Genomic DNA, 23,693 nt, shown 5'->3' with positions numbered 1-23,693 from the left:
CGCGAGGAGGCGGTGGGCTGAAGGTCCACGAAACGAGGGGAAGCCCCATGTCATCCACCGCCACCGAGCTCGAGACGCTCAACGATCTGCTCAAGAAGTTCCGCTTCGCCATGGTCACCACCCGCGCCGAAGACGGCGCACTGCACGCGCACCCGCTGACCGTGCAGGAGAAGGAGTCGGACGGCGACCTCTGGTTCATCGTCGGCACCCACGCCTCGGCTGTCGAACACGTGCGGCGCGACCCCAAGGTCGGGCTGTCGTTCAGCACCGACGGCACGTGGCTGTCGCTCGCGGGAGAGGCCGAGGTGGTCGACGACCTCGCGAAGTTGAAGGAGCTGTGGTCGACCACGGTGGAGGCATGGTTCCCCGATGGTCCCGAGTCGCCCGGGGTGACCCTCTTGAAGGTCTCGACCCTCACCGGCGAGTACTGGGGGAGCGTCGGCGGACGCCTCGCCACCGCGATCGCCCTCGTCACCTCGAAGGTCACCGGCGACCGGCCGCGCGGCGGCGAGAAGCAGACCTTCGACCTGACCGACTGAGCACGGCGCGGACCTCGCGGCCGCGCCGTGCCGCGAGGTCACCCGCCCGAGGGATTGTCGACGGGCGCGTCGTCGTCGTCGGTGGTGTCGGGGATGACGGGCGCATCGGCCGTCTCGAGCTCGTCGGGCTCGTCGGCGGTGTCGTTGCTGCGGTCGTGTGTGGTGTCCATGCCGACACCCGACCACGATCCGCCGCCTCCGCGCGCGGGCCTTGCGCGCACCGGTGTGCTGTGCAGCGCAAGCCCCCGGATGCCGGATGCCCGCTTTGCGACGATGACGGCATGTCACGACCCGAGGTCCGCTCGAAACCCTGCGCCTACTGCGGACGGCCCTTCACCGACCGCAAGCGCTGGAGCGGACGCGACCAGTGGGACCAGGTGCTCTACTGCTCGCGGGGCTGCCGCGCGAAAGCCGCCGCCCAGAGGCGCCACGCATGAGGGCCGCCCTGATCCTCGCGACGCAGCAGTTCGACGAGCATCCCGCGTACACCGACGAGGGCATCGAGGAGTTCTTCTTCATCGAGTCGGCGCCCCGCTTCGCCAAGCTCCCGTACCACCGCCACAAGATCGTGCTGCTCGTGTCGGCGATGCGGCACACCGCCGCACGCCTCGAGGCCGAGGGCAAGACCGTTCGTCGCATCACGCTCGACGACGACCTCACCTTCAAGGCCGGGCTCGAGAAGCTGCTCAAAAAGCACCGGGTCACCGAGCTGACGTGGATGAGCGACCCCAACCGCCCCGTCGACGAGCGCATCGCTCGCATCTGCCAGGCGCACGACATCGAGACCGACGTGCTCTCGGACGGGCTCTTCCTCACCCCCGAAGACGACGTCGACGCCTGGTTCTCGGAGCACCAGACGCCGCTCATGGAGGACTTCTACCACTGGCAGCGCCGGCGCACCGGCATCCTGATGGACGGCGGGAAGCCGGCGGGGCGGCGCTGGAACTTCGACGCGGACAACCGCAAGGCGCTGCCGAAGAAGGGGATCGAGATCCCCCCGCTGCCGCATCTCGAGCACGACGAGACCACTCGCACGGTGATCGCCGAGGTCGACGAGCGCTACCCCGAGCACCCCGGCAGCGCGGCCGACTTCTGGCTCCCCGTGACTCCCGCGGACTCCCGCGACTGGCTCGACGTCTTCGTCGCGGAGCGCCTGCACGACTTCGGCCGCTACGAAGACGCGATGAAGGCCGACGAGCCGTTCCTCTTCCACGCGATCATCTCGCCGATGCTCAACATCGGCCTGCTCACCGTCGAAGAAGTGGTCGCCGCAGCCACGCGGACGGATGCGCCCCTGGCATCCGTCGAGGGGTTCATCCGTCAGGTCATCGGGTGGCGCGAGTACATGCGCGGCATGTACCGGGCGCACCCGAAGCTCGAGCACGTCAACGCGCTGCACCTCGAGAAGAGGATCGAGAAGTACTGGTACTCGGGTGAGCGGATGCCGAGTGACCTGCCGGTCCCCGTGCGCACGGTGCTCGAGCGCGTGCACGAGTGGGGCTACGCGCACCACATCGAGCGCCTGATGGTGCTGGGCAACTGGTTCCTGCTGCAGGGCTACGCGCCCCGACAGGTCAACGACTGGTTCCTCGCGCTGTTCGTCGACGCGTACGACTGGGTCATGGTGCCCAACGTCATGGGCATGAGCCAGTTCGCCGACGGCGGGTTCGTCGCGACCAAGCCCTACGTCTCGGGCGGCGCGTACCTGCAGAAGATGGGGTCGTGGTGGCCCTCGGCGCAGGAGGCCAAGGACTCGGTCTTCACCGACGCGTACTGGGGGTTCCTCGAACGGCACGAGGACGTGCTGGCCGGCAACCACCGGCTGAGCCTCGCGCTGGCGCAGATGCGCAAGCGGCGCGACGCGCAGGGGTAGCGCGGGCGGAGGTGGCTGAGCTTGTCGAAGTCACCGGTCTCGTGGTGGTTCCGGTCCCTTCGACGGGCTCAGGGACCTGGGTTCGGAGGTGGCTGAGCTTGTCGAAGCCACCGGTCTCGTGGTGGGAGGTGGCTGAGCTTGTCGAAGTCACCGAGTCCCGTGGGTCGCGGTCCCTTCGACAGGCTCAGGGACCTGGGTTCGGAGGTGGCTGAGCTTGTCGAAGCCACCGGTTCCCGCGGATCCCTTCGACAAGCTCAGGGACCTGGGTGGGCCGCCGGTCTCCCGTGGATCCCTTCGACAAGCTCAGGGACCTGGGTGGGCCGCCGGTCTCCCGTGGGGTCCGGTCCCTCCGACAGGCTCAGGGACCTGGGTGGGAGGCCCCGCGACCTGGCTCAGCTCTTCAGCTTGTTCAGCGCCGAGCCCTTGTGGGCGGCGGTGGCATCCGTCTTCTCCGACTTCACGATGTAGGCCGGGTCGTCGGCGGATGCCGTGAACTTCTGCCCGTCGTGCTGGAAGTCCTTCGTCTTCTTCTCCACGACCTCACCCTGGGTGCGGCCCTGCGGGGTGTCCCAGCTCACGCGGTCGCCCTTCGACAGATCCTTCGACATGACGCTTCCTTCCGTTGATGTGGGTTCATGGTGTCGAGCGGCGGGAGCGTGCATCGGGGGATTGACAGCAGCGGAGCGCGTCGCGAGCGATCGCTGCGATGATGGACGGCCGGGAACGACGAACGCCACCACACCGGCGTGACGTCCCGCACGTCGCCAGAGAGATGAGGGAGCTCCGCGTGATCGCGACCCTCCTCGTCGAGTACTCGCGTGCCGTTCCTGTGCTGTTCTGGGTCGCCGTCGTCGCGGCGGCCGTCGTGGCGTCGTTGCTGCACCGCCTCGGACTCCGCTCCGTGCTGTTCGTTCTGGCCGGGCTGTCGCTCGTCGCCGTGCTCGCCCTCACCCTGGTGCCCGAGAGCGAGCCCGCGCCGGGCGGGTGCACGGTGCAGTTCTCCGTGCCGTTCCAGGGGATCGACACCCTGGCCAACATCGCGATGACGGTTCCGCTCGCCCTCTTCTTCGGCGTGGCGACGCGGCATCCGCTGCTCGTCTTCGCCGGGGTGTCGGCGCTCTCGGCGGTCATAGAGACCGTTCAGTCGCTCGCTCCCGTCATCGGTCGCCGGTGCGACACCGACGACTGGCTCATGAACACGATCGGTGCGGCGCTCGGTGCGGGGGCGGTGCTCGTCATCCTCTGGATCGAGGGTCGACGGCGGGCGACGGTCTCCGCGTGAACGGATTCACGCGTTCGCACGGCGGCCGAAACGGCATCCGGATGCCGAGGATCGGGGCGACCGTCTGAGAGGCTGCCGTCATGAGAGGACCTGTGTGGGGGATCGTGACGGCGGGCATCGGCGTGCTCATGATCGGGCTGCTCTTGGCGTGGGGTACGGCCTACGGCACGTGGCTCGATGAGATCGGCCCGTTCATCGACGACCCCGGCGCGGCCCCCGAGGCCCCGACGATCATCCTCCCGGGTCTCGTGGGGCTCCTCGCCGTCGCGCTCGTCGTCGGCGGTGCCGTCATCGCGGCGACGACGGGGCCGGAGCGCGAGCCGCGGGGACGGTGAGTCGCGCCGGCGCCGAGTCGCGCGCTCGCTGAACCGCCTCGGTCGCCTTCTGGGCCGCGAGACTGCATCTCGCTGACAAATCGGCGTCACCCTGCAACCAATTGGTCAGCGAGATGCAGTCTCGCGGTGAAAAGAGAAAGCTCAGCGCGAGCCGCGTGGTCGCTGACCGCGACGCCTACAGCGCCGCGCGATCAGCGCGCGTCAGGCGGAACCGGGATGCCACGATGCCCAGCAGCAGCGCGCCCGCGCCTCCCGCGATCATGTCGCCGATCGTGTCGTCGTAGGTGACGAAGATCGCGTCGGTGATGAAGCGGTAGCCGAACCACTCGATCATCTCCCACACGGCGCTCAGGGCGAGGCCCGCCATCGTGGCGACGACGATGGGCGTGCGACGTCGGCCGGTCGGCTCGATCACGCGCGCGTCGTCGAGCAGAACGAGGGCGACGGCGGCAAGCACACCGGTGCAGACGGCGTGGACGATCAGGTCCCACCCGGTCCAGGCGCGGTACAGGTCGATGACGTTGCTTCCCGCGGCGACGAACACGGTGACGCACGTGACGAGATCGAGTCCCGAACGCAGGCCGATCATGCGCGAGAGCATCACCGCCGGCAGCGACATCGACAGCACGGCGAAGTCGGTGAACGGCAGGGTGAACAGCGAGACGATCACGACGACGATCGCCACGGCCCGCACGACATCGGCCAGCCACTCGACCACCGACCGCGGCGGCCGCTTGAGGTTGGCGTACATCGCCCGGATCATCGGCATTCGCCCGTCACGGCGTCGCCGCCGGATGGATGCGCACGATCGCCTGCACCGGCAGATGATCGCTGGGCCACTGCGTGCCGGTCGGGCGCGGGTCGATGCCGACCGCGCGGACTCCCACGTCGGGAGTCGCGAGCAGGGCGTCGATGCGGCGCGCGCCCACGCGCGGGCTGGCGTAGTTGTTGAACGTGCCCCACTCCGCCGTGCGGCGGGCCGGCGCGTACGACCACGTGTCGACGAGCAGGCCGTCGGCGAACATGTCGGACAGCTCCGCCGAGCGGATGTGGGCGTTGACATCGGCGGTGAACAGCAACGGGCGGGTGCGGGCGGCGACGAGGTCGTGCAGCCACGTCGCCGAGCGACGGCGGGCCCGGCGCGAGAACGCGTCGAAGTGCGTGTTGACGAACGTGAAGCGCGCATCGGTCTCGCGGTCGCGCATCTGGGCGATCACGGCGATGCGCGGGATGGTGTTGCCCCACCCGGTGGATGCCGGGGTGTGCGGGGTGTCGGAGAGGGCGACCTGCTCCCAGCTCTCGACCTCGAGGCGGTCGCGGTCGTAGAACAGGGGAGTGCCCTCGCCGTCGAGGCGCGGACCCCGGCCCAGCCCGACGCGACCGTAGTTCGACCCGAGCGCGGACTGCACCCACTGCGCCTGGTCGGGCATCGCCTCCTGCGTGCCGAGCAGGTGCGGGCGGTTGGCCTCGAGGAAGGTGCGCAGGCGCTGCTTGCGCAGGGGCCACCGGTCGGCGGGCGGCCAGGTGATGCGGTCGAACCGTCGGCGGATGTTGAAGCTCATCACGTGCAGGTCGGGCGCGTCGACCTCGCCGAACAGCACGCCGGTCACGACCGCGCCCCCGCCCCGTCGCGGCGCTCGCGCGCGAGCCGCCACCAGCGCACGGGCGGCGCGTCTCCCGGCCAGTGCGCGAACACCGTGCCCGCCCCGCGGCGGAAGCACCGGACGAACCGGCCGGGCTCCACCGTGCGCGACGAGACGCGCATGTGCTCGCCCGACACCCGGCGGATCCGGTGGGCCCGGCCGAGGTGGTACGCCAGATCGAGGTCGTCGTGAAGTTCGGGGTCGAGGTGCACGTCGCCGCGCACCGCCTCCCACGCGCTGCGGCGGAACGCCATGTTCGAGCCCCACAGCGGAACGTGCCCGAGCGCGGGGGTCGCGAACGCGGCATAGGTGCCGAGGAAGGCCCGCGCCAGGCCGACACGGCCCCGCGCAGGACCGTCGTGGAACACGGCGCCGCCGGTCACGGCATCCGTCTCGGGGTCGGCGAGGGCGTCGACCATCGACCGCACCCACTGCGGGGAGGGGAGACTGTCGGCGTCGAGTCGCAGGATCAGGTCGCCGCGCGCGGCGTCGTAGCCGGCGGCCGCGGCGGCGGGGATGCCGCGCTCGCCGCAGAAGACGACGCGGGCCCCGGCGGCGCGGGCGATCGCGGCGCTGTCATCGCTCGAGTCGTTGTCGACCACGACGATCTCGGTGGGGGCGAGGGTCTGCGCGGCGAGAGCGCGTAGGCAACACCAAAGATGCGGGCCGTCGTTTCGTACGGGGATGACGACGGAGACGGTGGCCGAGGCGGGTGCGGCGGGGGTGGGCACAGCGGGGGTCCTCCCGGGGACGAGTGCTTTCACGCTAGGCGATGCGCGCGCCGCGTTTCCCGGCTTGACGCCTGCGCCGTCGGCTGACACCGCTCGGCTTTCGTATCGTGGAGGTCATGGCATCCGTCCTCAACGTCTCGGCGTACCTGTTCGCGCGCATCGACGACCCGGCCGCCCTGCAGGTCGTCCTGCGCGAGCGGGCGGGGGCCGCGGGGCTGCGCGGGACGATCCTGCTGGCGGAGGAGGGCATCAACCTGTTCCTCGCGGGCGACCCCGCGGGGGTGCGCACCTTCGTCGACGCCCTGCGCGCCGACGCGCGTTTCGCCGCCCTGCAGACCAAGGAGAGCTGGTCGGATGCCGTGCCCTTCGGCAAGCTGCTCGTGAAGGTCAAGCGCGAGATCATCCGCATGGACCGGCCCGAGGTGCGCCCGCAGGACGGCCGAGCGCCCGCCGTCACCCCCGACACCCTGCGCCGCTGGCTCGATTCGGGCGTCGACGACGCGGGTCGCGAGGTCGTGCTCGTCGACACGCGCAACGCCTTCGAGGTCGACTACGGCACCTTCGCCGGCGCGAAGGATTGGCGCATCGAGAGGTTCACGCAGTTTCCGGATGCCGCGGACTCCCACCGCGACGAGCTCGAGGGCAAGACCGTGGTGAGCTTCTGCACCGGCGGCATCCGCTGCGAGAAGGCGGCTTTGTATCTGCGCGACGAGGGCGTCGAGGCGTACCAGCTCGAGGGCGGGATCCTCGGGTGGTTCGCCGCGCAGGGCGGCGCGCACTGGGACGGCGACCTGTTCGTGTTCGACGAGCGCGAGGCCCTCGACGCGGAGCTCGCCGCACGGGCCGGGGCCTGACGTGCTCTGGGACCAGCACGCGTGCGCCGAGCTCGTCGAGACCGCCGACCTCCGCGAACTGCACCGTTACCGTCCGGCCGGGGGCGGGCTCGTCTCGCTCAACGTCGGCTTCGCCCCGCATGGGCCCGAGGTCGCGGCATCCGTCCTCCGTTCCTTCCGCGCCCAGGTCGAGTCAATCGAGGGGCTCGAGCTCGCGGCATCCGTCGACGACGTCGATCGGATCGCGGCGGCCGGAGACACCGCGGTCGTGTTCGACCTCGAAGACATCGCCCCTCTCGGCGGCGACCTCGACGCCGTCGCGCGGCTCGTCACGCAGGGCGTGCGCACCCTCGGACCGGTGTACAACCACGCCAACGCCGCCGGCGGCGGATGCCTCGACGCCGTCGACGAGGGACTCACCGCGTGGGGCCGCGACCTCGTCGCCGAGATGAACGCGCGCGGCATGGTGCCCGATGGCTCGCACGTGGGCGCCCGCACCACCTTCGACATGTGCGCCGCGTCGACCCGGCCGGTCGTGTTCAGCCACTCGAACCTGCGCGCCGTGTGGGATCACCCCCGCAACATCACCGACGACCAAGCCCGCGCGGTCGCCGACACCGGGGGAGTGGTGGGCGTGACCGGGGTGGGCATCTTCCTCGGGCCGAACACCCCGACCCTCGAGGCGATGGTGCGCCACATCGAATACGCGGTCGAGGTCGTCGGCATCCGTCATGTGGGGGTCAGCACCGACTTCTCGTTCGATTGGGAGACGTTCCGCATCGCCCTGGCCGACACCCCGGCGCTCTACGACTCCAGCTACACCGCGTGGGGACCCGTGGAGTGGATGCCGCCCGAGACCTTCATCGGCATCGGAGCGGCGCTCGCGGCGCGAGGATGGAACGACACCGACGCCGCCGCGGTGCTCGGCGGGAACTTCCGCCGCGTCGCGGCCGAGAGCTGGGAGCCCCTGTCATGACCGACCTGAGAGACGGCGCCGTCCTGCGCCCCGCCCGCCCCGGCGACGAAGAGGGCATCCTCGCGTGCATCCAGGCGCTCGCCGACTACGAACGCGAGCCGGATGCCGTGGACAACACCGCCGCGATGCTCACCGCCACGCTGTTCGGCGACGACCCCCGCGCGTTCGCCTTCGTCGTGGAGGGCCCCGACGGCGGCATCCGGGCCATCGCGATCTGGTTCCTCACCTATTCGACGTGGACCGGGCGCCACGGCATCTGGCTCGAAGACCTGTACGTGCACGAGCAGTACCGTGCGAACGGCTACGGCGTGGCCCTGCTGGCCGCGCTCGCCGCCGAGTGCGTCGACAAGGGCTACTCGCGTCTGGAGTGGACGGTGCTCGACTGGAACGAGCCCGCGATCGGCTTCTACCGCGCGCTCGGCGCCGAGGCGATGGAGGAGTGGACGACCCGCCGCGTCACGGGCGAGGCGCTGACGGCGCTGGCGGCGCGGGGGTAGCGCGGGCTCTGCGTGCGGGCTCCGCGGATTGCCGGGGCGCACCGTGCGCCGCGGACACCGAGACTGCATCTCGCTGACGAACCCGCGTCAGGCTGCAACGGGGTTGTCAGCGAGTTGCCGTCTCGCGGTCTCAGACGGGTCGCGACGCCGCCCGCTCACCGCGCGAGGTCGGCCAGCACCGCCTCGGCGGCGCGCTGCCCCGACACCAGTGCGCCCTGGATCGACGCGGTGTCGCGGTGGTCGCCGGCGAGGTAGCGGCCGTCGTCGAGCCGCACGGGGCGGCGCAGGCGCAACGGCGGATCCTGCATGGGGAGCGCGTGGGCGATGTCGTCGCGCCGCAGCAGGCGCCACGGCCGGGTGTCGGCCTCCCACACCTCACCGAGCTGACGCCGCACGTCGTTCTCGGTCGCGTCGGACGGCAGCACGCACGTCGCCTGGATGAGGTGCTGCCCGCGCGGGGCGTACGTGGGGGCGGTGTTCGTCATGACCGCGGTGTTCACGATCGGCCCGCGCCGGCGTCCGTCCACGCGCAGGGCGGCATCGGCCGAGGGGGCCTCATCGGCGGCGAACCACCACGTCTGCAGCCCGCGCGTGCGAGGGTGCGGGGCGTCGAGGGCGTGGTCGATGCCGCTCGCGAGCACGAGGGTGAGGGCGGTCACGGCATCCCGACCCTCTACCCCGAGGTGCCAGCCGTGCGCGCGCCGCCGGGTCGACACGACGCGGTGCGAGAGGCGGATGCCGGCACCCGCACGCCGCGCGGTGTCGGCGAGCTGCGCGGGAAGGGCGCCGATCCCCGCGGCGGGGACACCCGGGCGCCCGAGCGCGAAACTGCGGATGAGCAGGCGCACGAAGGCGTCGGAGGTCTCCTGTCGGTCGTCGGCGATCACTCCGGCGAGGAACGGCTCGAGCACCGCCTCGCGGAGGGGGCCGCGCAGGCCCGCCCGGTCCCAGCCCTCGTCGAGCGAGAAGTCGCGGCCCTTCTTGGCAGCCCGGGCGTTGAGCACCGTCGGCGCGGCCCATCGGATCAGCGCCGCGAGGTCGGCGGGCCGCACCAGGCCCGAGCGCAACGTCGTCGGAAGAGATCCCGGATGCCGCAGCGGATGCGCCACCCGCGCGACCCGGTCGTCGAGCCGCACGCCGACGGCGACCGGAAAGCGCCGGAGCGCGAGGGCGTCGACGTCGACCCAGCGCCGCACGGCCGGATACGCCGGGTTCAGCACGTGGAAGCCGAGGTCGAGGCGGAACCCGTCGACGATGTCGGTGCGCTCGCGTCCGCCGACCGCGTCGTTCGCCTCGAGCACCACGACATCGCGCCCGGCCTCGGCCAGGCGGGTCGCGGCGCGGAGTCCGGCAAGCCCTGCTCCCACCACGACGACGTCGTACTCGCTCATGCCGCGAGCCTAGGCAGGCGAACGCGAGCGGACGCGGGGGTTGCGAGCGTCAGCGACGGGGCGCGATGGCCGCGGCGACGCTGTCGAGAGCGCCCGGCACGAGCGAGAAGTACGCCCAGGTGCCGCGCTTCTCGCGGGTCAGGATGCCGGCATCCACCAGCACCTTCGTGTGATGCGAGACCGTGGGCTGCGAGAGGCCGAGAGGCTCCTGCAGGTCGCACGCGCACGTGGCGCCGGCGTCTTGCGCGGCGATGATCGACACGATCCGCAGGCGCGCCGGATCGGCGAGCGCCTTGAGCGTCTTCGCCAGCGTCTCCGCTTCGGCCGGGGCCATCGCCGCGTCGCCCGACGAGACGCAGCAGGGGGCGTCGAGCAGGGGCAGGGCGATGGTCGAGGTCATGGCATCCATCATCGCCTTCACATCGATGAACGTCAATATTGACGAGCGTCGATGTGTTGCGTCATGCTGTTCCCGTTCGACCCGACCCGAAAGAAGCGCCATGTCCGACACCGCCACCATCCTCTTCGTCTGCGTGCACAACGCCGGCCGCTCGCAGATGGCCGCCGGCTACGCCCGCACCCTGGGCGGCGACCGCGTGCGCGTGCTGTCCGGCGGCAGCGCCCCCGGCGACGCCCTCAACCCCATGGCGGTGGCCGCGATGGCCGAAGAGGGGATCGACATCAGCGCCGAGGTGCCGCAGCTGCTGCTCACCGACGATGTGCGTGCCTCTGACGCGGTCATCACGATGGGCTGCGGAGACGCGTGCCCGATCTTCCCCGGCAAGCGCTACGAAGACTGGGAGCTGACCGACCCGGCGGGCAAAGGCCTCGACGAGGTGCGCCCGATCCGCGACGACATCAAGTCGCGGGTGACCACGCTGCTGCGCGAGCTCGGGATCGACGCATGAGCCTGACCCTCACCTTCCCACCGCGTCCCGTGGCCGATCGCCGCGCGGGTCTGCCCATCGCGATCATCGGCGCCGGCCCCGTCGGCCTGGCGGCCGCCGCGCACCTCATCGAACGCGGGCTGCCCGTTGTCGTCTTCGAAGCGGGCGACACCGCCGGCGCGGCCGTTCGCGCGTGGGGGCACACCCGTCTCTTCTCACCGTGGCGCTACGTCGTCGACGCCGCCGCGCGACGCCTGCTCGAGGCCGAGGGGTGGACGGCTCCGGATGCCGAGGGCCTGCCCACCGGAGACGAGCTGGTCGACGGCTACCTCGAACCCCTCGCGCGCACCGCCGCCCTGGCATCCGTCATCCGGTACGGCACGCGCGTCGAGGCCGTGGCCCGCCAGGGCATGGACCGCACGCGGTCGGTGGGTCGGGCGGCCACCCCCTTCGTCCTGCGACTGCACACGGAGGAGGGCGTGGCGGATGCCACGGCTCGCGCCGTCATCGACACCTCCGGCACCACGAGCTCGCCGCGGTCTCTGCTGTCGTCGGGTCTCGCGCACGACGACCTCGGTGATCGCGTGACGACGGCGCTCCCCGATGTGCGCGGACGCGACCGCGACCGCTTCGCCGGTCGGCGCGTGCTCGTCGTCGGTGCGGGGCACTCGGCGGCGAACACCCTGATCGCCCTCGCCGCCCTCGCGCGCGACGAGCCGGCGACGCGGGTGTCGTGGGCGGTGCGCAACGACGGCACCGCGCGTCTGGCCGCCGACGCCGCCGACGACCTCGCCGCGCGCGGACGCCTCGGCACGGCGGTCCACGACCTGGTCGCCGATGGTTCAGTCGAGCAGATCGCCTCGTTCGAGATCGACGACGTGCGGCTCTGCGACGACGGCGTGCGCGTCAGCGGCCGCCGCGCGGGTGAGACGTTCGCCCTCGAGGTCGACGTGGTCGTCAACGCCACCGGATTCCGTCCCGACCTGACGATGCTGCGCGAGATCCGCGTGGGGCTCGACGAGATCGTCGAGGCACCGCGGGCGCTCGCCCCGCTGATCGACCCGAACCTGCACTCGTGCGGCTCCGTGCCGCCGCACGGGGTCGCCGAACTGACGCATCCCGAGCCCGACTTCTACCTCGCGGGCATGAAGTCGTACGGGCGGGCGCCCACGTTCCTGCTGCTCACCGGATACGAGCAGGTGCGCTCGATCGCGGCGGAACTCGCCGGCGACCGGGCGGGGGCACGGCAGGTCGATCTCGTGCTGCCCGAGACGGGCGTGTGCACGACCGACGCGGGGTCCTGCTGCGCGTGAGCGTGTCGCTGCGCCCGCTCGCCGCGGCCGACTGGCCGGAGGTGTACCGCATCTACGCGGAGGGCATCGCGACCGGTCACGCGACTTTCGAGACGGCGCCCCCGGCGACATGGGAGGAGTTCGATGGGGCGAAGCTGGCCGCGCATCGGCTCGTCGCCGTGAGCGACGACCGGGTCATAGGTTGGGCGGCCGTCGCCGCCGTGTCGTCGCGCCCCGTCTACCGCGGAGTCGTGGAGCACTCGGTCTACGTCGAGGCCGACGCCCGCGGCCGGGGGATCGGTCACCTGCTGCTCGACGCCCTCATCGCCTCGACGGAGGCCGCTGGTGTCTGGACGATCCAGTCGTCGATCTTCGCCGACAACCACGCCTCGCTCGCCCTGCACGCGCACCATGGATTCCGCACCGTCGGCGTGCGCGAACGCATCGCCCGCGACGTCGCCGGCATCTGGCGCGACACCGTGCTGATCGAGAGACGCAGTCCCACTGTCGCCTGACATGACGAAGGGCCCGGATGCCATGGCATCCGGGCCCTCCTAACGCTTACGCGGAGGCTTGCTCGCGCTTGGGCAGCACCCAACCGGGACGCACGAAGTGGCACGTGTAGCCGTTGGGGATGCGGATCAGGTAGTCCTGGTGCTCGGGCTCGGCCTCCCAGAAGGGCGCCTCGGGCTCGATCGTGGTGACGACCTTCGCGGGCCAGATGCCCGACGCGTCGACGTCGGCGATCGTGTCGCGCGCGACCTTCTCCTGCTCGGGCGAAAGGGGGAAGATCGCCGAGCGGTAGCTCGTGCCGATGTCGTTGCCTTGACGGTTCAGGGTCGACGGGTCGTGGATCTGGAAGAAGAACGCCAGGATGTCGCGGTACGACGTCTGCGTGGGGTCGAAGACGATCTCGACGGCCTCCGCGTGACCGGGGTGGTTGCGGTACGTCGCGTGGTCGTTCTGACCGCCGGTGTAGCCGACGCGCGTGTCGAGCACGCCGGGCTGACGGCGGATGAGGTCTTCGACGCCCCAGAAGCATCCGCCCGCGAGGACGGCGGTCTCGGTGCCGGGGCGACGGGTGATCTCGCCGGTGTCGGTGGATCCGCTGGTCATGGTGGTGCTCCTTCTGCGGTTGACGCTGCTGCGGGTGAGGAAAGAGAAGAGGTTCATGAGGCTCGGCTTTCGCGGAACAGGGGGAGGTACGCGCCGTACCCCTGGGCCTCGAGCTCGCTGACGGGCACGAAGCGCATCGCCGCCGAGTTCATGCAGTATCTCAGCCCGCCGGCGTCGCGCGGGCCGTCGTCGAACAGGTGTCCGAGGTGGCTGTCGGCTCCGGCCGAGCGCACTTCGGTGCGCGTCATCCACAGCGAGCGGTCGGTCTTGTTCACGACGGCGGCGTCGTCGATGGGCTTGGTGAAGCTCGGCCAGCCCGATCCGCTCTCGAACTTGTCGGTCGAGGAGAACAGCGGCTGTCCCGACACGACATCGACGTAGATGCCGTCCTCGTGGTTGTCCCAGTACTCGTTGCGGAACGGCGGTTCGGTGGCGTCGTCCTGCGTGACGGCGAACTGGCGGTCGGTGAGGCGGCTGAGCGCCTCCGACGTCTTCCGGTACTCCGTGCTCACGGTGCGTATCCCTTCGTCATGTCGCCCTGTGTCGGGCGTCAGTGAGGAGAACGCGGGGGCGGCCGGATTTGGTCCCGTGGGGCTGGGAGCGGGCTGTGAGTTCTTTTCGGGACCGGATGCCACGGGCAAGCCCTGACGTTCACATCGGAGCCCGCAGTAGCGTGGCGCTCTTCGACCCAGGAGGTTCGCATGACCCGCACCATCGTCATCACCGGAGCCAGCGACGGCATCGGCGCCGCATCGGCGAAGCAGCTCACCCAGGTGGGCGAAGAGGTGGTCGTGGTGGGCCGCAACCCCGACAAGACCGCCCGCGTCGCGCGCTCGCTGGGGGTGGACTCGTTCGTCGCCGACTTCAGCGACCTGGCGCAGGTGCGGGAGCTCGCGGCATCCCTCCTCGAGAAATACCCGCGCATCGACGTGCTCGCCAACAACGCCGGCGGCGTCTTCGGCGAGCGCACGCTGACGAAGGACGGCTACGAGACGACGTTCCAGGTGAACCACCTCGCGCCGTTCCTGCTCACCAACCTGCTGCGCGAGCGCCTCATCGAGTCGGACGCCTCGGTCATCCAGACCTCGAGCGCCGCGGCCAAGCTGTTCCCGCGTTTCGACCTGAACGACCTGCAGGGCGAGCGGCGCTACTCCTCCACCGCGGCCTACGGCAACGCGAAGCTCGCGAACGTGCTGTTCACGAAGGAGCTCAACCGGCGCTTCGGCGACCAGGGGGTGTCGGCCGTGGCGTTCCACCCGGGCGTGATCGCCTCGAACTTCGGATCGTCGAGCGACGGCCCCTGGAAGTTCCTCTACGGCGGCCCGCTCGCCAAGAGCCTCATGACCTCGACCGCCGTGGGCGGCGCACGTCTGACCTGGCTCGCGCTCGGGAAGCCCGGCGTCGACTGGGAGCGCGGCGGTTTTTACTCCAGCAACAAGCCCGCGAAGACCAACCGCATCGCCGACGACCCGGCCGTGGCGAAGGTGCTGTGGGAGCGGAGCGCAGCGCTGGTCGGTCTCGACGACTGAGCGGCGGCTCGGGCGGTTTCCCGCCCCGACCCCGCGACCCGGGGCGAGGCGACCGGTCTCGCCCCCGGGTGCGTCACCCTCGGTCGTCCTCGGCCGCGGCCGGTGTGCCTCGTCCCGCCCAGGTCGCCCCCAGCGCGGCCGAGGCCGCTGTCGCGATCGACACGACGACGAGGGCGAGCGGAAGACTCGCTGCGGCCGCGACCGCGCCGACGAGGATCGGGCCGCCGGCGTCTCCGATCTCCCTCCCGAGTTCGGCGCTGCCCATCGTCCGGCCCATCCGATCGGGCGGGGTGGTGGCGGCCAGGCGGGCGAAGCCCAGGGGCGTGACGATGCCGACCCCTGCTCCGACGAGTACCGCCGCGACGATCAGAATGGGAAGGGCCGGGATCGCCCCCGCGAGCACGAGCGACAACACCAGTGCCACGGAGCCTGCCGCCATCAGCGGACCGGCCCGGTGAGCGGCTTCGTCGTGCAGCCGACCGATGCGCGGCTGGACGGCGGCGGAGATGACCGCGATGACGCTGACGAGGCCCATCCCCACGATGGGGTTCAGGCCCAGCTGGGCTCCGATGAGGGGGAAGAACCCGACCGCGATGCCGAGGGTGGAGGTGGCGACGGCGAGGAGGGTGACCGGTCCGAGGAACGCCGGTGCGGTGGACTGTCGGAACAGCTCGACGACGGTGACCCGCTGCTTGGGGAGCACGGGGAGAGCGGGCACGCGCCACGCGGTGGCGATCGCGGCGACGGCGGCGAGCACGGCGAGCACGACGAAGAGCGCCGGCAACCCCAGCCAGAGGATGAGCGCTCCGCCAATGAGCGGCCCGCCGGCGTAGCCGAGGCTCTTCCACGAGCCGTACTTGCCGAAGTACCGACCCGCTTGCCCGGGGCCGACCATCCGAGCGACGGCCGACGACGACGCGGGGGAGAAGGCCGCAGCCGCGCCGCCCTGCGCGAGGCGCGCGAGGGCGAGCAGAGCAGGGCTGGCCGCGAAGACCCCCAGCGCCGAGGCGGCGGCGAACACGAGGAGTCCGCCGACGATCACCGGCTTGGTGCCGATGCGGTCGCTGAGGGCGCCGAAGACGGGCTTCAGAACGACCTCGGCGATGTCGTAGAGCGCCAGGATGAGCCCGAGCCCCCACAGGGTGAGCCCGATGTTCTCGGATTCGGTTCCCAGCGCCGCGGCGACGCCGTGAGCTCCGAACGCCGTGGTGAAGCCGGCGAGATACAGCGGCCCCAGCCGGGGCCGGGGGTCGAGCCGCGGATCGCGGGGGGCGCGGGAGTCAGTGCGGCGCGACATGAGCGACAGAGGAGGCGGGGGTGACGGTGAAGACGTCGACATTGCCGATGGCTGCGCGCACGGCCGCGGCCGCGCGCGCGGCCACGTGTTCGGCGGCGTGCAGATCGGTCGTATCGACCTCGACGGTGGCCGAGCCGGTCAAGCGATGTCCGACCCACCGCAGCCGCAGATCGCGGATCGCCTCGACGCCCGCGGTGCGGGCGAGTGCGTGCTCCGCGGTGTTCACGAGGGCGGGGTCGATGGCATCCATCAGGCGGGCACCGATCGACTTCACCGTGCCCCAGAGCAGGACCATGATCGACGCGGAGATCAACAGGCCGATGAGGGGGTCGGCGAGGGGGAAGCCGAGCAGCACGCCGATCGCGCCCAGGACGACCGACAGCGACGTGAATCCGTCGAGTCGAGCGTGCACGCCGTCGGCCACGAGCGCCGCGGAGCCAATCTTGCGCCCGACGCGGATGCGGTAGATTGCGACCGCTTCGTTGCCGGCGAACCCGATCAGACCGGCCGCGATGAGCAACCACGGGAAATCGATGGGGCGGGGATTCACGAACCGGTCGATCGCCTGCCACCCCGCCACGACGGCGGAGAGGGCGACGACGAACACGATGAACATGCCGGCCAGGTCTTCCGCGCGGCCGAACCCGTAGGTGTGGCGGCGATCGGCGACCCGGCGGCCGAGAACGAACGCGATCCACAGGGGCACGGCGGTGAGCGCGTCGGCGAAGTTGTGGATCGTGTCGGCCAGCAGCGCGACCGACCCGGTGAAACCCACGACGATCGCCTGGAGAACGGTCGTGGCCAGCAGGATCAGCAGACTGATCTTCAGCGCCCGGATGCCGGCGGTGCTGGCCTCCATCGCGTCGTCGATCGAGTCGGCGGAGTCGTGGGTGTGCGGCACGAACAGGTCGTACAGGAAGCCCTTCACGCCTCCGTGCGGGTGCGCGTGCGCGTGGTCGTGATGATGGTCCTGATGATGGTCGTGGTCGTGGTCGTGGTCGTGGTCGTGCGCGTGTCCGTCCTCGTGACCGTGCGTGTGCGGGTGCACGTTCCCGGTCATGACAGGGCCTCCGTCGCGGTGTGGTGCGACGGGTGCCCCAGCACGTGTTCGGCCTGCTTCACGGCATCCATCACGAGTTCCGACGCGTGCTCGTCGGTCAAGCGGTAGAACACCGTCGTGCCGTCACGTCGGGTCGACACCATTCGCGCCATGCGCAGCTTCGCGAGATGCTGCGACACCCCGGCCGCACTCTTGTCGACCATCTCGGCGAGGTGGTTCACGCTCGCTTCGCCCTCGTTGCGCAGCGCGAGGATGATCTTCACCCGGGTGGCGTCCGCGAGCATCGCGAACACCTCGACGGCGAGCTCGACGTACTCGGAATCCGGGCCGAGCCCGCTTATCTGCTTATCTACGTGCACACGAAAATAGTAGCCCGGATGCCGCGGCGAGAGGACCCAGGAGACGTGCCCGGAGGGATCCGCGTGAAGACGTGCCGGATGATGGGGACGTGAACCGCACCGATCGTCTCTACGGCCTGGTGGAGGAATTGCGGGCCGTCTCGCCGCGACCGCGCAGTGCGCGTCGTCTGGCGGAGCGGTTCGAGGTGTCGGTGCGCACCATCGAGAGGGACCTGTCGGCGTTGCAGGAGGCGGGCGTGCCGATCTGGGCGGAGCCCGGCCGCTCCGGCGGGTACGTCATCGATGCGTCCGCGACGCTGGGGCCGGCGGGGTTCACCCTCGACGAGGCGCTCGCGGTGCTGATCGGGCTCGGAACCCTTGGGCGCAGCCCGTTCCGGCAGTCCGCACGCACGGCGGCCCGCAAGATGCTGGCGGTCATGCCGGAGGGGGAAGCCGCGCGTGCCCGGGCGCTCGCCTCCCGCGTGCACGTCCTCGAGAGCGAGGACGAGGCCGTCGTGCCTGCCGAGTTCGCCGCAGCCCTGCGCGCGGATCGCGTCGTGCGCATCCGCTATCAAGACGCCGAGGGTGCCGAGTCGAGCCGCGACGTCGAACCACTGGGGTCGATCGGCAAAGACGGGCAGTGGTACCTCCTCGCATGGTGCCGTCTGCGCGACGGGGTGCGGGCGTTCCGGGGAGACCGGATGCTGTCGATCGAGGTGACCGAGGAGCGCCCCCCGCAGCGGGCTCTGCGTGCCGCCGACCTCGCGATCCCGTACGGACGGTTGCGGTCGGTCGTCGAGGACTGATCTCACGGGACTTCGCGAAACACCGACAGGACGGTGTCGCGATGCCGGGGGAGGCTGGGGTTCTCATCCCGTCGACATCACCGAAGGAAACCCATGCCGTTCGCCTCCATCCGCATCGTGACCGCTGACCTCGACGCCCTCGTCGCCTTCTACGAGCGCGTCACCGGCCAGCAGGCCGAACGGCCCGCTCCCGTCTTCGCCCAGTTCCGCGGTCCCGGCGCGACCCTCGCGATCGCGAGCACGGACACCGTCGCGATGCTGAACGGGGCTCTCGTTCCCGCGGCCAACCGATCGGTGTTCATCGAGTTCGAGGTCGACGATGTCGACGCCGCGTTCGCCGTGCTCCAGACGCCCCGACAGGACGTCGTCCTCGAACCGACCACGATGCCGTGGGGCAATCGATCCGCACTGGTCCGCGACCCCGACGGCAACGTCGTCAACCTGTTCAGCCCGCCCGCCGCGAGGTAACGCCTCGGCGCCCGCTCTTTGAACGAGCGAAGCCGCAATCTACGTGTTCCCTATGCATCACCCCCGGGCGCCCCATTCTTGGAGCCGTCTGGGGAGCGCGCGGGCACGCTGAGCGCATGACCGCAGCACCCGCCCTCGCCGCCCCGCCCGCCGCCGCCGTGCGCCGCGCTCGCCAGGTCTCGCGGAGAAGGCCGGACACCCGTCCGCTGTGGAACCTCGCCGCGATCGTCGTCATCTGGGCGACGAGCCTCGTCGTCGTGGCCGTGTGGGTCGCGGGCGGCGAAGTGCAGTCGCTGCTGGCCGGGGGAGCCGACTCGCTGAACTCCCTCGGTCGCGCCGCGGGCCTGGCATCCGCGAACCTGCTCTTCTACCAGGTGCTGCTGATGGCGCGCGTGCCGCTGTTCGAGCGGGGGTTCGGCCGCGACGGCATCACCCGCATGCACCGCATCGTCGGATTCTGGTCGTTCGCGCTGTTCGCGGCGCACATCGGGCTGCAGATCCTCGGCTACGCGGTGCAGGCGGGCATCAACCCCGTGGTGCAGGCGTGGCAGTTCGTGTGGGACTACCCGGGCATGCTGTTGGCGACCGCGGGCACCGCCCTGTTGCTGCTGGTCGTGGTCACCTCGGTGCGCAAGGCTCGCAAGCGCCTGCGGTACGAGTCGTGGCACCTGCTGCACCTGTACGGCTACCTCGGCGTCGGTCTCGCCATTCCGCACATGCTGTGGACGGGCGCCGACTTCACCGTCTCTCCCGCCGCCACCGTGTACTGGTGGGCGATGTGGGGTGTGACCGTGGCGACGGTCGTCGTCTTCCGCCTCGGGCTTCCGCTGACGAAGTCGTTGCGCCACGGCATCCGGGTCAGCGCCGTCGAACGCGACGGCCAGAGCGGCGTCTCGGTGCGCATGACCGGGCGCCGGATCGACGCGCTGAAGGCCCGCGGCGGACAGTTCTTCATCTGGCGCTTCCTCGATGGGGCGGGCTGGACGCGCGGGCACCCCTTCTCGCTCGCCACCGACCCGGCCGACGGCGAGCTCGTCATCTCGGCCCGTTTCGTCGGCGACGGCACGCAGCGCCTCGCCGCACTCCGCCCCGGTACGCGCGTGCTCATCGAGGGCCCGTACGGCACGATGACCGCCGACGAGCGCCGCGGCGGACACCTGCTCATGATCGGCGCCGGTGCGGGTGTCGCGCCGCTGGTCGCGATGCTCGAAGAGGCCGACTGGGCCCCGGGCGAGGCGACGCTCATCGTGCGCGACCACACCGCCGCCGACGCCCTGCGCGCCGACGCGATCGACCGCCTCGTGCGGGAGCGCGGCCTGCGTCACGCGCCGCTGCCCGGCCGTCGCGCACCGACCACCTCGTCGTGGCTGCCGACCTCTCACGCGCAGTGGGCGGGGGCCGACCTCATCCGCTACGTCTCGCCACGACCCGCCGACACCGACGTGTTCCTCTGCGGCCCCCAGCCGTGGATGGATGCCGTGCGCGCCGACCTTCGCCGCGCCGGCGTTCCCGCCGAGCGCGTCCACCTCGAAGCCTTCACCGTCTGAGGAGATTCCGATGAAGAAGATCGTCTACGCCCTCATGGCGACCGTCACCGGCCTCGTGCTGCTGTTCAGCTACCGCACCTCGACGGTCCCCGAGTCGACGAGCGCGCTCGCCGACGCCCCCTCGTCGGGGGTCGCCACGGTTCCGAAGACCACGGCGACGACGCCGAGCCCCTCGGCATCCGCCTCCTCCGGTTCGACCTCGAGCGGCTCGACCTCGGGCGCGCAGACCTCGTCGAGCGGCCTCACCGACGGCACCTACACCGGGCAGGCGGCGAACACCCGCTTCGGTCCCGTGCAGGTGCAGATCACCGTGTCGGGCGGCGCGATCGCCGACGTGCAGGTGCCGCAGTACCCCTCCGAGAGCGGACGCGACCAGCAGATCAACTCGCGCGCGCTGCCCGTGCTGGTGAAAGAGACCGTGCAGGCGCAGAGCGCCCAGGTCGACATGGTCTCTGGTGCCACCTACACCAGCACCGGGTACCGCACCTCTCTGCAGTCCGCCCTCGATCAGGCCCGCGCATGACCGGGGCGTTCACGGTCGTCGAGCCCGTGATGGGAACGGTCGCCTCGATCACCGTCATCGGCGAGCGCACCGACCGGGTGGAGCGGGCGATCGCCGCGTGCGTGGCGCGCCTGCGCGATGACGAGCGCGTGTTCTCGACGTACCGCGACGACTCCGACATCTCGCGGCTGCGCGACGAGGGGCTCGAACTCGGCGACGTCGACCCGCGGGTGGCCGAGGTCGCCACGCAGTGCCGCGATCTGCGCGAGCGCAGCGGCGGCCGCTTCGACGCGCACTGGCGGGGTTGGTTCGACCCGACCGGGTACGTGAAGGGATGGTCGACGGATGCCGCGACCCGGGCTTTCGACGAGCTGCTCGCCGACGGCGAGATCGAGGCGGTCGGCGTCAACGTGGGGGGAGACATGCGCTTGCGCACGGCAGCGACGAGCGACCACGTGTGGCGCATCGGCATCGCGCACCCGACCCACGAGGGCGAGCTGCTGGCCACGGTCGAGGTCGTCGACGGGGCCGTGGCCACCTCGGGCACGTCCGAGCGCGGCGCGCACCTCGTCGATCCGCGCACGGGCGTGCACCTCGCGGGTCCCGTGAGCGCGACGGTCATCGCCGACGACCTCACCACCGCCGACGCCTGGGCCACGGTGGCGGCCATCGCCGGGATCGACGACCTCGACTGGATGCCGGTGGCCCCCCTGGCATCCGGGATCGTCTGGGAACACGGACGCACGCGCCGCTTCGCCGGCCGGGTCGAGGTGTCGGCGTTCCACGACGCGCTCGTCGGCTGAGCCCGAGCGGTCAGCGGGCGCGGGGGAGGCGCAGGGCGAACACCGTGCCCGTGGGAGAGGTGCGCTCGACCTCGATGCTGCCGCCGTAGCGGGTCGCCGCCTCGCGGACGAGCGCCAGCCCGAGACCGAACCCCCGGCGCCGACCCGACTCCGCCCCGCGTGCGAAGCGTTCGAAGATGCGGGGCAGATCGTCGTCGCGGATGCCGCTTCCCCCGTCCTCCACGCGGATGACGACGTCGCGCTCGTCGGCGTCGGCGGTGACCGTGACTGTGGAGCCCGCGGGCGTGTGCCCGATGGCATTGTCGAGCAGGGCGGTGCACATGCGTACGACGGTGACCGCGGGCACCGCGACGGTCGCGGTCGTCAGCCGGGCCGGGCGCAGGTGCACCCCCGCGTCGTCGGCGAGCGACCCCAGCGCCGCCGTCGCCGCCCGCACGCTGTCGTCGACCCGCGCGGTTCCCGTGTGTACCTCGCCCTCGGCGGTCAGCAGCATGTCGGCCAGCACGTCGTCCATGATCTGCGCATCGCGCCGCAACTGATCGAGGGGGTCGTCGGCCGGTTCGCCGCGGTGCAGGCGTCGCTGCACGATCTGAATGCGACTGGTCAGGGCGGTCAGGGGCGTGCGCAGCTCGTGGCTCGCATCCGAGACGAACGCGCGCTGGCGGCGCAGGGCCTCGTCCAACGGGCGCACCGACCAGCGGGCCGCGGCCCAGCCGACCAGCCCGAGCACCACGACCCCGACCAGACCCAGGCCGATGATCCACGGCAGGACGTCGTCGAGGTCGACCACGAACCGATCGCCCACGGGGGCGCCGCCCGGGCCGTGCCGACCACCGCCCTCGGTGCGGGCCTGCGCGATGAGCACCGAGATCAGGATGCCGACCCCCACGGCAATCGCGACGGCCGAGGCGCCCGCGACCAGCGTGCCCACCCGTAGCGCGGCCCGGCGGACGACCCGCCGGTCGTCGTCGGCGCTCACCGCTCGGCCCCGGCCCGATACCCGCGCCCGCGCACGGTCTCGACCAGATCGGTCGCCGTCTTGCGGCGCAGGTAGTGCACGTACGTGTCGACGGTGGTCACGGCATCCGGAGACGAGAACACCCCGCGGGCGATCTCCTCGCGCGAGAAGACGTGGTCGGGGCTGCGGGTGAGCAGTTCGAGCACGGCGTTCTCGGTCGAGGTGAGGGCGATGCGCTCGCCGGAGGGGCCATAGACGACGGCCGTGTCGGGGAGGTAGGTCCAGTCGGCGACCGCGCGTCGACGCCCCTCGGCACGGAACCCCCGCCGCAGTGCCCGCAGCCGCGCGAGCAGCTCGTCGAAGTCGAAGGGCTTGAGCAGGTAGTCGTTCGCGCCGGCATCCAGTCCCTCGACGCGGTCGGCGACGGCACCCAGCGCCGTGAGCAGCAGCACGGGGGTCGTGATGTGCGCGGTGCGCAGGTCGCGCACGATCTCGGCGCCGTCGCGGCCGGGAAGACGGCGGTCGAGCAGGATGACCTCGAAGCTGTCGCGCAGCGCCCGATCGCGACCCGCCAGCCCGTCGGCCTCGTGCACGACGTCGTAGGTCTCGCGGAGCACCTCGAGCGTCATCGCGGCGATCTCGGCGTCGTCCTCGACGTAGAGCAGACGCGGCCGCGGCGCGGCGGTCTCGCTCACTGCACGCCCGCGCGCGGCGGGCTCACGTTCCAGCCGAAGCGCTCGAGGGCGTCGAACAGGCGCCGGGCCTGCGCCCACGCCACCGCGCCCGACACGTCGGAGTACACGTCGATCGCGAACGGCGGGGGATCAGCGAACTTGGGGATCTCGACCTCGGCCCACGCGTGCGGGGCGAGCCAGACGCGCGGGCTCATCGTGCCCGCACCGTCGACACCCCCGTCGGCGGCGAAGGCGATCGCGTCGAGGGCGTCGATCTTGGTGATCGGCATGTTCACGACGAGGGTCACGGCGTGCA

32 protein-coding genes are annotated in these 23,693 nt (G+C 71.3%); 17 read left to right on the top strand and 15 right to left on the bottom strand.

All coding sequences use genetic code 11. The annotated features are described in order from the left end of the window. The first annotated feature begins 47 nt into the window (after window positions 1-47). Entirely contained in the window at window positions 48-539 is a 492-nt protein-coding gene (locus tag FS769_RS00220) for a pyridoxamine 5'-phosphate oxidase family protein (RefSeq protein WP_144827826.1), read from the top strand. A 38-nt stretch (window positions 540-577) separates the two neighbouring features. Here the strand turns inward: FS769_RS00220 and FS769_RS16995 are convergent, their stop codons facing one another. Continuing rightward, window positions 578-709 (bottom strand): hypothetical protein, encoded by a 132-nt coding sequence (locus FS769_RS16995; protein WP_260979653.1) that lies wholly within the window; start codon window positions 707-709, stop codon window positions 578-580. 111 nt (window positions 710-820) lie between these two features. On the opposite strand from FS769_RS16995, the gene FS769_RS17215 reads away from it, so the two are divergent. Continuing rightward, window positions 821-976 carry a DUF2256 domain-containing protein gene (locus tag FS769_RS17215; RefSeq protein ID WP_144827823.1) on the top strand — a complete coding sequence of 52 codons (156 nt, stop codon included), beginning with the start codon at window positions 821-823 and terminating at the stop codon, window positions 974-976. Next, window positions 973-2,412, top strand: a complete 1,440-nt coding sequence (locus tag FS769_RS00210; protein WP_144827820.1) for a cryptochrome/photolyase family protein — start codon at window positions 973-975, stop codon at window positions 2,410-2,412. Before FS769_RS17215 ends, FS769_RS00210 begins: the two co-directional genes overlap by 4 nt. A gap of 392 nt (window positions 2,413-2,804) precedes the next feature. On the opposite strand, the gene FS769_RS00205 is transcribed toward FS769_RS00210, so the two are convergent. Continuing rightward, window positions 2,805-3,020 carry a DUF2945 domain-containing protein gene (locus FS769_RS00205; RefSeq protein WP_144827817.1) on the bottom strand — a complete coding sequence of 72 codons (216 nt, stop codon included), beginning with the start codon at window positions 3,018-3,020 and terminating at the stop codon, window positions 2,805-2,807. A 179-nt stretch (window positions 3,021-3,199) separates the two neighbouring features. Between FS769_RS00205 and FS769_RS00200 the strand changes: the two genes are divergently transcribed. Together FS769_RS00200 and FS769_RS00195 are read left to right on the top strand one after the other, a co-directional pair. Next, window positions 3,200-3,694, top strand: a complete 495-nt coding sequence (locus tag FS769_RS00200; RefSeq protein WP_186325364.1) for a VanZ family protein — start codon at window positions 3,200-3,202, stop codon at window positions 3,692-3,694. 80 nt (window positions 3,695-3,774) lie between these two features. Further along, entirely contained in the window at window positions 3,775-4,029 is a 255-nt protein-coding gene (locus FS769_RS00195; RefSeq protein ID WP_144827811.1) for a hypothetical protein, read from the top strand. Window positions 4,030-4,204: 175 nt separating this feature from the next. On the opposite strand, the gene FS769_RS00190 is transcribed toward FS769_RS00195, so the two are convergent. The 3 genes from FS769_RS00190 to FS769_RS00180 are packed head-to-tail and all read right to left on the bottom strand — an operon-like array spanning window position 4,205 to window position 6,403. Further along, the gene (locus FS769_RS00190; RefSeq protein ID WP_260979652.1) at window positions 4,205-4,780 is read right to left on the bottom strand and encodes a hypothetical protein; all 576 of its coding nucleotides are present in this window, start codon (window positions 4,778-4,780) and stop codon (window positions 4,205-4,207) included. Between the two features lie 25 nt (window positions 4,781-4,805). Continuing rightward, window positions 4,806-5,639: an endonuclease/exonuclease/phosphatase family protein gene (locus FS769_RS00185; protein WP_144827805.1), complete on the bottom strand. Its 834-nt coding sequence runs from the start codon at window positions 5,637-5,639 to the stop codon at window positions 4,806-4,808. Continuing rightward, window positions 5,636-6,403 carry a glycosyltransferase family A protein gene (locus tag FS769_RS00180; protein WP_144827802.1) on the bottom strand — a complete coding sequence of 256 codons (768 nt, stop codon included), beginning with the start codon at window positions 6,401-6,403 and terminating at the stop codon, window positions 5,636-5,638. Before FS769_RS00180 ends, FS769_RS00185 begins: the two co-directional genes overlap by 4 nt. A gap of 116 nt (window positions 6,404-6,519) precedes the next feature. Here FS769_RS00180 and FS769_RS00175 point away from each other — a divergent pair, with 116 nt between their 5' ends. Genes FS769_RS00175 through FS769_RS00165 form a run of 3 tightly spaced genes read left to right on the top strand, consistent with a single transcriptional unit; the run spans window position 6,520 to window position 8,709 of the window. After that, the gene (locus FS769_RS00175; protein WP_144827799.1) at window positions 6,520-7,257 is read left to right on the top strand and encodes a sulfurtransferase; all 738 of its coding nucleotides are present in this window, start codon (window positions 6,520-6,522) and stop codon (window positions 7,255-7,257) included. 1 nt (window position 7,258) lies between these two features. After that, window positions 7,259-8,212 carry a dipeptidase gene (locus tag FS769_RS00170; protein ID WP_144827796.1) on the top strand — a complete coding sequence of 318 codons (954 nt, stop codon included), beginning with the start codon at window positions 7,259-7,261 and terminating at the stop codon, window positions 8,210-8,212. Next, complete coding sequence (locus tag FS769_RS00165; protein WP_144827793.1) at window positions 8,209-8,709, top strand: GNAT family N-acetyltransferase; 501 nt, start codon at window positions 8,209-8,211, stop codon at window positions 8,707-8,709. Before FS769_RS00170 ends, FS769_RS00165 begins: the two co-directional genes overlap by 4 nt. A 155-nt stretch (window positions 8,710-8,864) precedes the next feature. Here FS769_RS00165 and FS769_RS00160 read toward each other — a convergent pair whose 3' ends face one another. Then, window positions 8,865-10,100, bottom strand: a complete 1,236-nt coding sequence (locus tag FS769_RS00160; RefSeq protein ID WP_144827790.1) for an NAD(P)/FAD-dependent oxidoreductase — start codon at window positions 10,098-10,100, stop codon at window positions 8,865-8,867. Between the two features lie 49 nt (window positions 10,101-10,149). Then, entirely contained in the window at window positions 10,150-10,500 is a 351-nt protein-coding gene (locus tag FS769_RS00155; RefSeq protein ID WP_144784495.1) for a helix-turn-helix transcriptional regulator, read from the bottom strand. A gap of 100 nt (window positions 10,501-10,600) precedes the next feature. Here FS769_RS00155 and FS769_RS00150 point away from each other — a divergent pair, with 100 nt between their 5' ends. Genes FS769_RS00150 through FS769_RS00140 form a run of 3 tightly spaced genes read left to right on the top strand, consistent with a single transcriptional unit; the run spans window position 10,601 to window position 12,794 of the window. Then, entirely contained in the window at window positions 10,601-11,008 is a 408-nt protein-coding gene (locus FS769_RS00150) for an arsenate reductase ArsC (RefSeq protein ID WP_144827787.1), read from the top strand. Then, the gene (locus FS769_RS00145; RefSeq protein WP_144827784.1) at window positions 11,005-12,300 is read left to right on the top strand and encodes an FAD-dependent oxidoreductase; all 1,296 of its coding nucleotides are present in this window, start codon (window positions 11,005-11,007) and stop codon (window positions 12,298-12,300) included. Before FS769_RS00150 ends, FS769_RS00145 begins: the two co-directional genes overlap by 4 nt. Then, complete coding sequence (locus tag FS769_RS00140) at window positions 12,267-12,794, top strand: GNAT family N-acetyltransferase (RefSeq protein WP_260979651.1); 528 nt, start codon at window positions 12,267-12,269, stop codon at window positions 12,792-12,794. Before FS769_RS00145 ends, FS769_RS00140 begins: the two co-directional genes overlap by 34 nt. A gap of 46 nt (window positions 12,795-12,840) precedes the next feature. Here FS769_RS00140 and msrA read toward each other — a convergent pair whose 3' ends face one another. Next, window positions 12,841-13,395 (bottom strand): peptide-methionine (S)-S-oxide reductase MsrA, encoded by a 555-nt coding sequence (gene msrA / locus FS769_RS00135; RefSeq protein WP_144784491.1) that lies wholly within the window; start codon window positions 13,393-13,395, stop codon window positions 12,841-12,843. Between the two features lie 53 nt (window positions 13,396-13,448). Then, window positions 13,449-13,907, bottom strand: a complete 459-nt coding sequence (gene msrB / locus FS769_RS00130) for a peptide-methionine (R)-S-oxide reductase MsrB (protein ID WP_144781908.1) — start codon at window positions 13,905-13,907, stop codon at window positions 13,449-13,451. Between the two features lie 189 nt (window positions 13,908-14,096). Between msrB and FS769_RS00125 the strand changes: the two genes are divergently transcribed. Beyond that, complete coding sequence (locus FS769_RS00125) at window positions 14,097-14,924, top strand: SDR family NAD(P)-dependent oxidoreductase (protein WP_144827781.1); 828 nt, start codon at window positions 14,097-14,099, stop codon at window positions 14,922-14,924. Window positions 14,925-14,997: 73 nt separating this feature from the next. Here the strand turns inward: FS769_RS00125 and FS769_RS00120 are convergent, their stop codons facing one another. The 3 genes from FS769_RS00120 to FS769_RS00110 are packed head-to-tail and all read right to left on the bottom strand — an operon-like array spanning window position 14,998 to window position 17,640. Beyond that, window positions 14,998-16,221: an MFS transporter gene (locus tag FS769_RS00120; protein WP_144827779.1), complete on the bottom strand. Its 1,224-nt coding sequence runs from the start codon at window positions 16,219-16,221 to the stop codon at window positions 14,998-15,000. Next, window positions 16,205-17,281, bottom strand: a complete 1,077-nt coding sequence (locus FS769_RS00115) for a cation diffusion facilitator family transporter (RefSeq protein ID WP_144827776.1) — start codon at window positions 17,279-17,281, stop codon at window positions 16,205-16,207. Before FS769_RS00115 ends, FS769_RS00120 begins: the two co-directional genes overlap by 17 nt. Further along, window positions 17,278-17,640, bottom strand: a complete 363-nt coding sequence (locus FS769_RS00110; protein ID WP_260979650.1) for a metalloregulator ArsR/SmtB family transcription factor — start codon at window positions 17,638-17,640, stop codon at window positions 17,278-17,280. The genes FS769_RS00115 and FS769_RS00110 overlap by 4 nt, the downstream gene beginning before the upstream one ends. A gap of 89 nt (window positions 17,641-17,729) precedes the next feature. Here FS769_RS00110 and FS769_RS00105 point away from each other — a divergent pair, with 89 nt between their 5' ends. The 5 genes from FS769_RS00105 to FS769_RS00085 all read left to right on the top strand — a co-directional run bounded on the left by FS769_RS00105 (window position 17,730) and on the right by FS769_RS00085 (window position 21,745). Next, complete coding sequence (locus tag FS769_RS00105; RefSeq protein WP_144827773.1) at window positions 17,730-18,425, top strand: YafY family protein; 696 nt, start codon at window positions 17,730-17,732, stop codon at window positions 18,423-18,425. 93 nt (window positions 18,426-18,518) lie between these two features. After that, the gene (locus FS769_RS00100) at window positions 18,519-18,893 is read left to right on the top strand and encodes a VOC family protein (RefSeq protein WP_144827770.1); all 375 of its coding nucleotides are present in this window, start codon (window positions 18,519-18,521) and stop codon (window positions 18,891-18,893) included. Window positions 18,894-19,009: 116 nt separating this feature from the next. Next, window positions 19,010-20,440, top strand: coding sequence for a ferredoxin reductase family protein (locus FS769_RS00095; protein ID WP_144827767.1), 1,431 nt, complete (start codon window positions 19,010-19,012; stop codon window positions 20,438-20,440). Between the two features lie 10 nt (window positions 20,441-20,450). After that, window positions 20,451-20,963 (top strand): FMN-binding protein, encoded by a 513-nt coding sequence (locus FS769_RS00090; RefSeq protein ID WP_144827764.1) that lies wholly within the window; start codon window positions 20,451-20,453, stop codon window positions 20,961-20,963. Next, a complete protein-coding gene (locus FS769_RS00085; RefSeq protein ID WP_144827761.1) occupies window positions 20,960-21,745 on the top strand; it encodes an FAD:protein FMN transferase in 786 nt (261 codons plus the stop codon). Before FS769_RS00090 ends, FS769_RS00085 begins: the two co-directional genes overlap by 4 nt. A gap of 10 nt (window positions 21,746-21,755) precedes the next feature. Here FS769_RS00085 and FS769_RS00080 read toward each other — a convergent pair whose 3' ends face one another. The 3 genes from FS769_RS00080 to FS769_RS00070 are packed head-to-tail and all read right to left on the bottom strand — an operon-like array spanning window position 21,756 to window position 23,685. Next, entirely contained in the window at window positions 21,756-22,724 is a 969-nt protein-coding gene (locus FS769_RS00080; protein ID WP_144827758.1) for a HAMP domain-containing sensor histidine kinase, read from the bottom strand. Continuing rightward, window positions 22,721-23,398 (bottom strand): response regulator transcription factor, encoded by a 678-nt coding sequence (locus tag FS769_RS00075; protein WP_144827755.1) that lies wholly within the window; start codon window positions 23,396-23,398, stop codon window positions 22,721-22,723. The genes FS769_RS00080 and FS769_RS00075 overlap by 4 nt, the downstream gene beginning before the upstream one ends. Continuing rightward, window positions 23,395-23,685 (bottom strand): hypothetical protein, encoded by a 291-nt coding sequence (locus FS769_RS00070; RefSeq protein WP_260979649.1) that lies wholly within the window; start codon window positions 23,683-23,685, stop codon window positions 23,395-23,397. The genes FS769_RS00075 and FS769_RS00070 overlap by 4 nt, the downstream gene beginning before the upstream one ends. Between the last annotated feature and the right edge of the window lie 8 nt (window positions 23,686-23,693).

The sequence above is a fragment of the Microbacterium sp. BH-3-3-3 genome (assembly GCF_007679045.1).
GTDB classification, from domain to species: Bacteria; Actinomycetota; Actinomycetes; order Actinomycetales; family Microbacteriaceae; genus Microbacterium; species Microbacterium algihabitans.
Note: the sequence above shows the minus strand (reverse complement) of the source record. Positions and strands in the feature narration are given on the sequence as shown.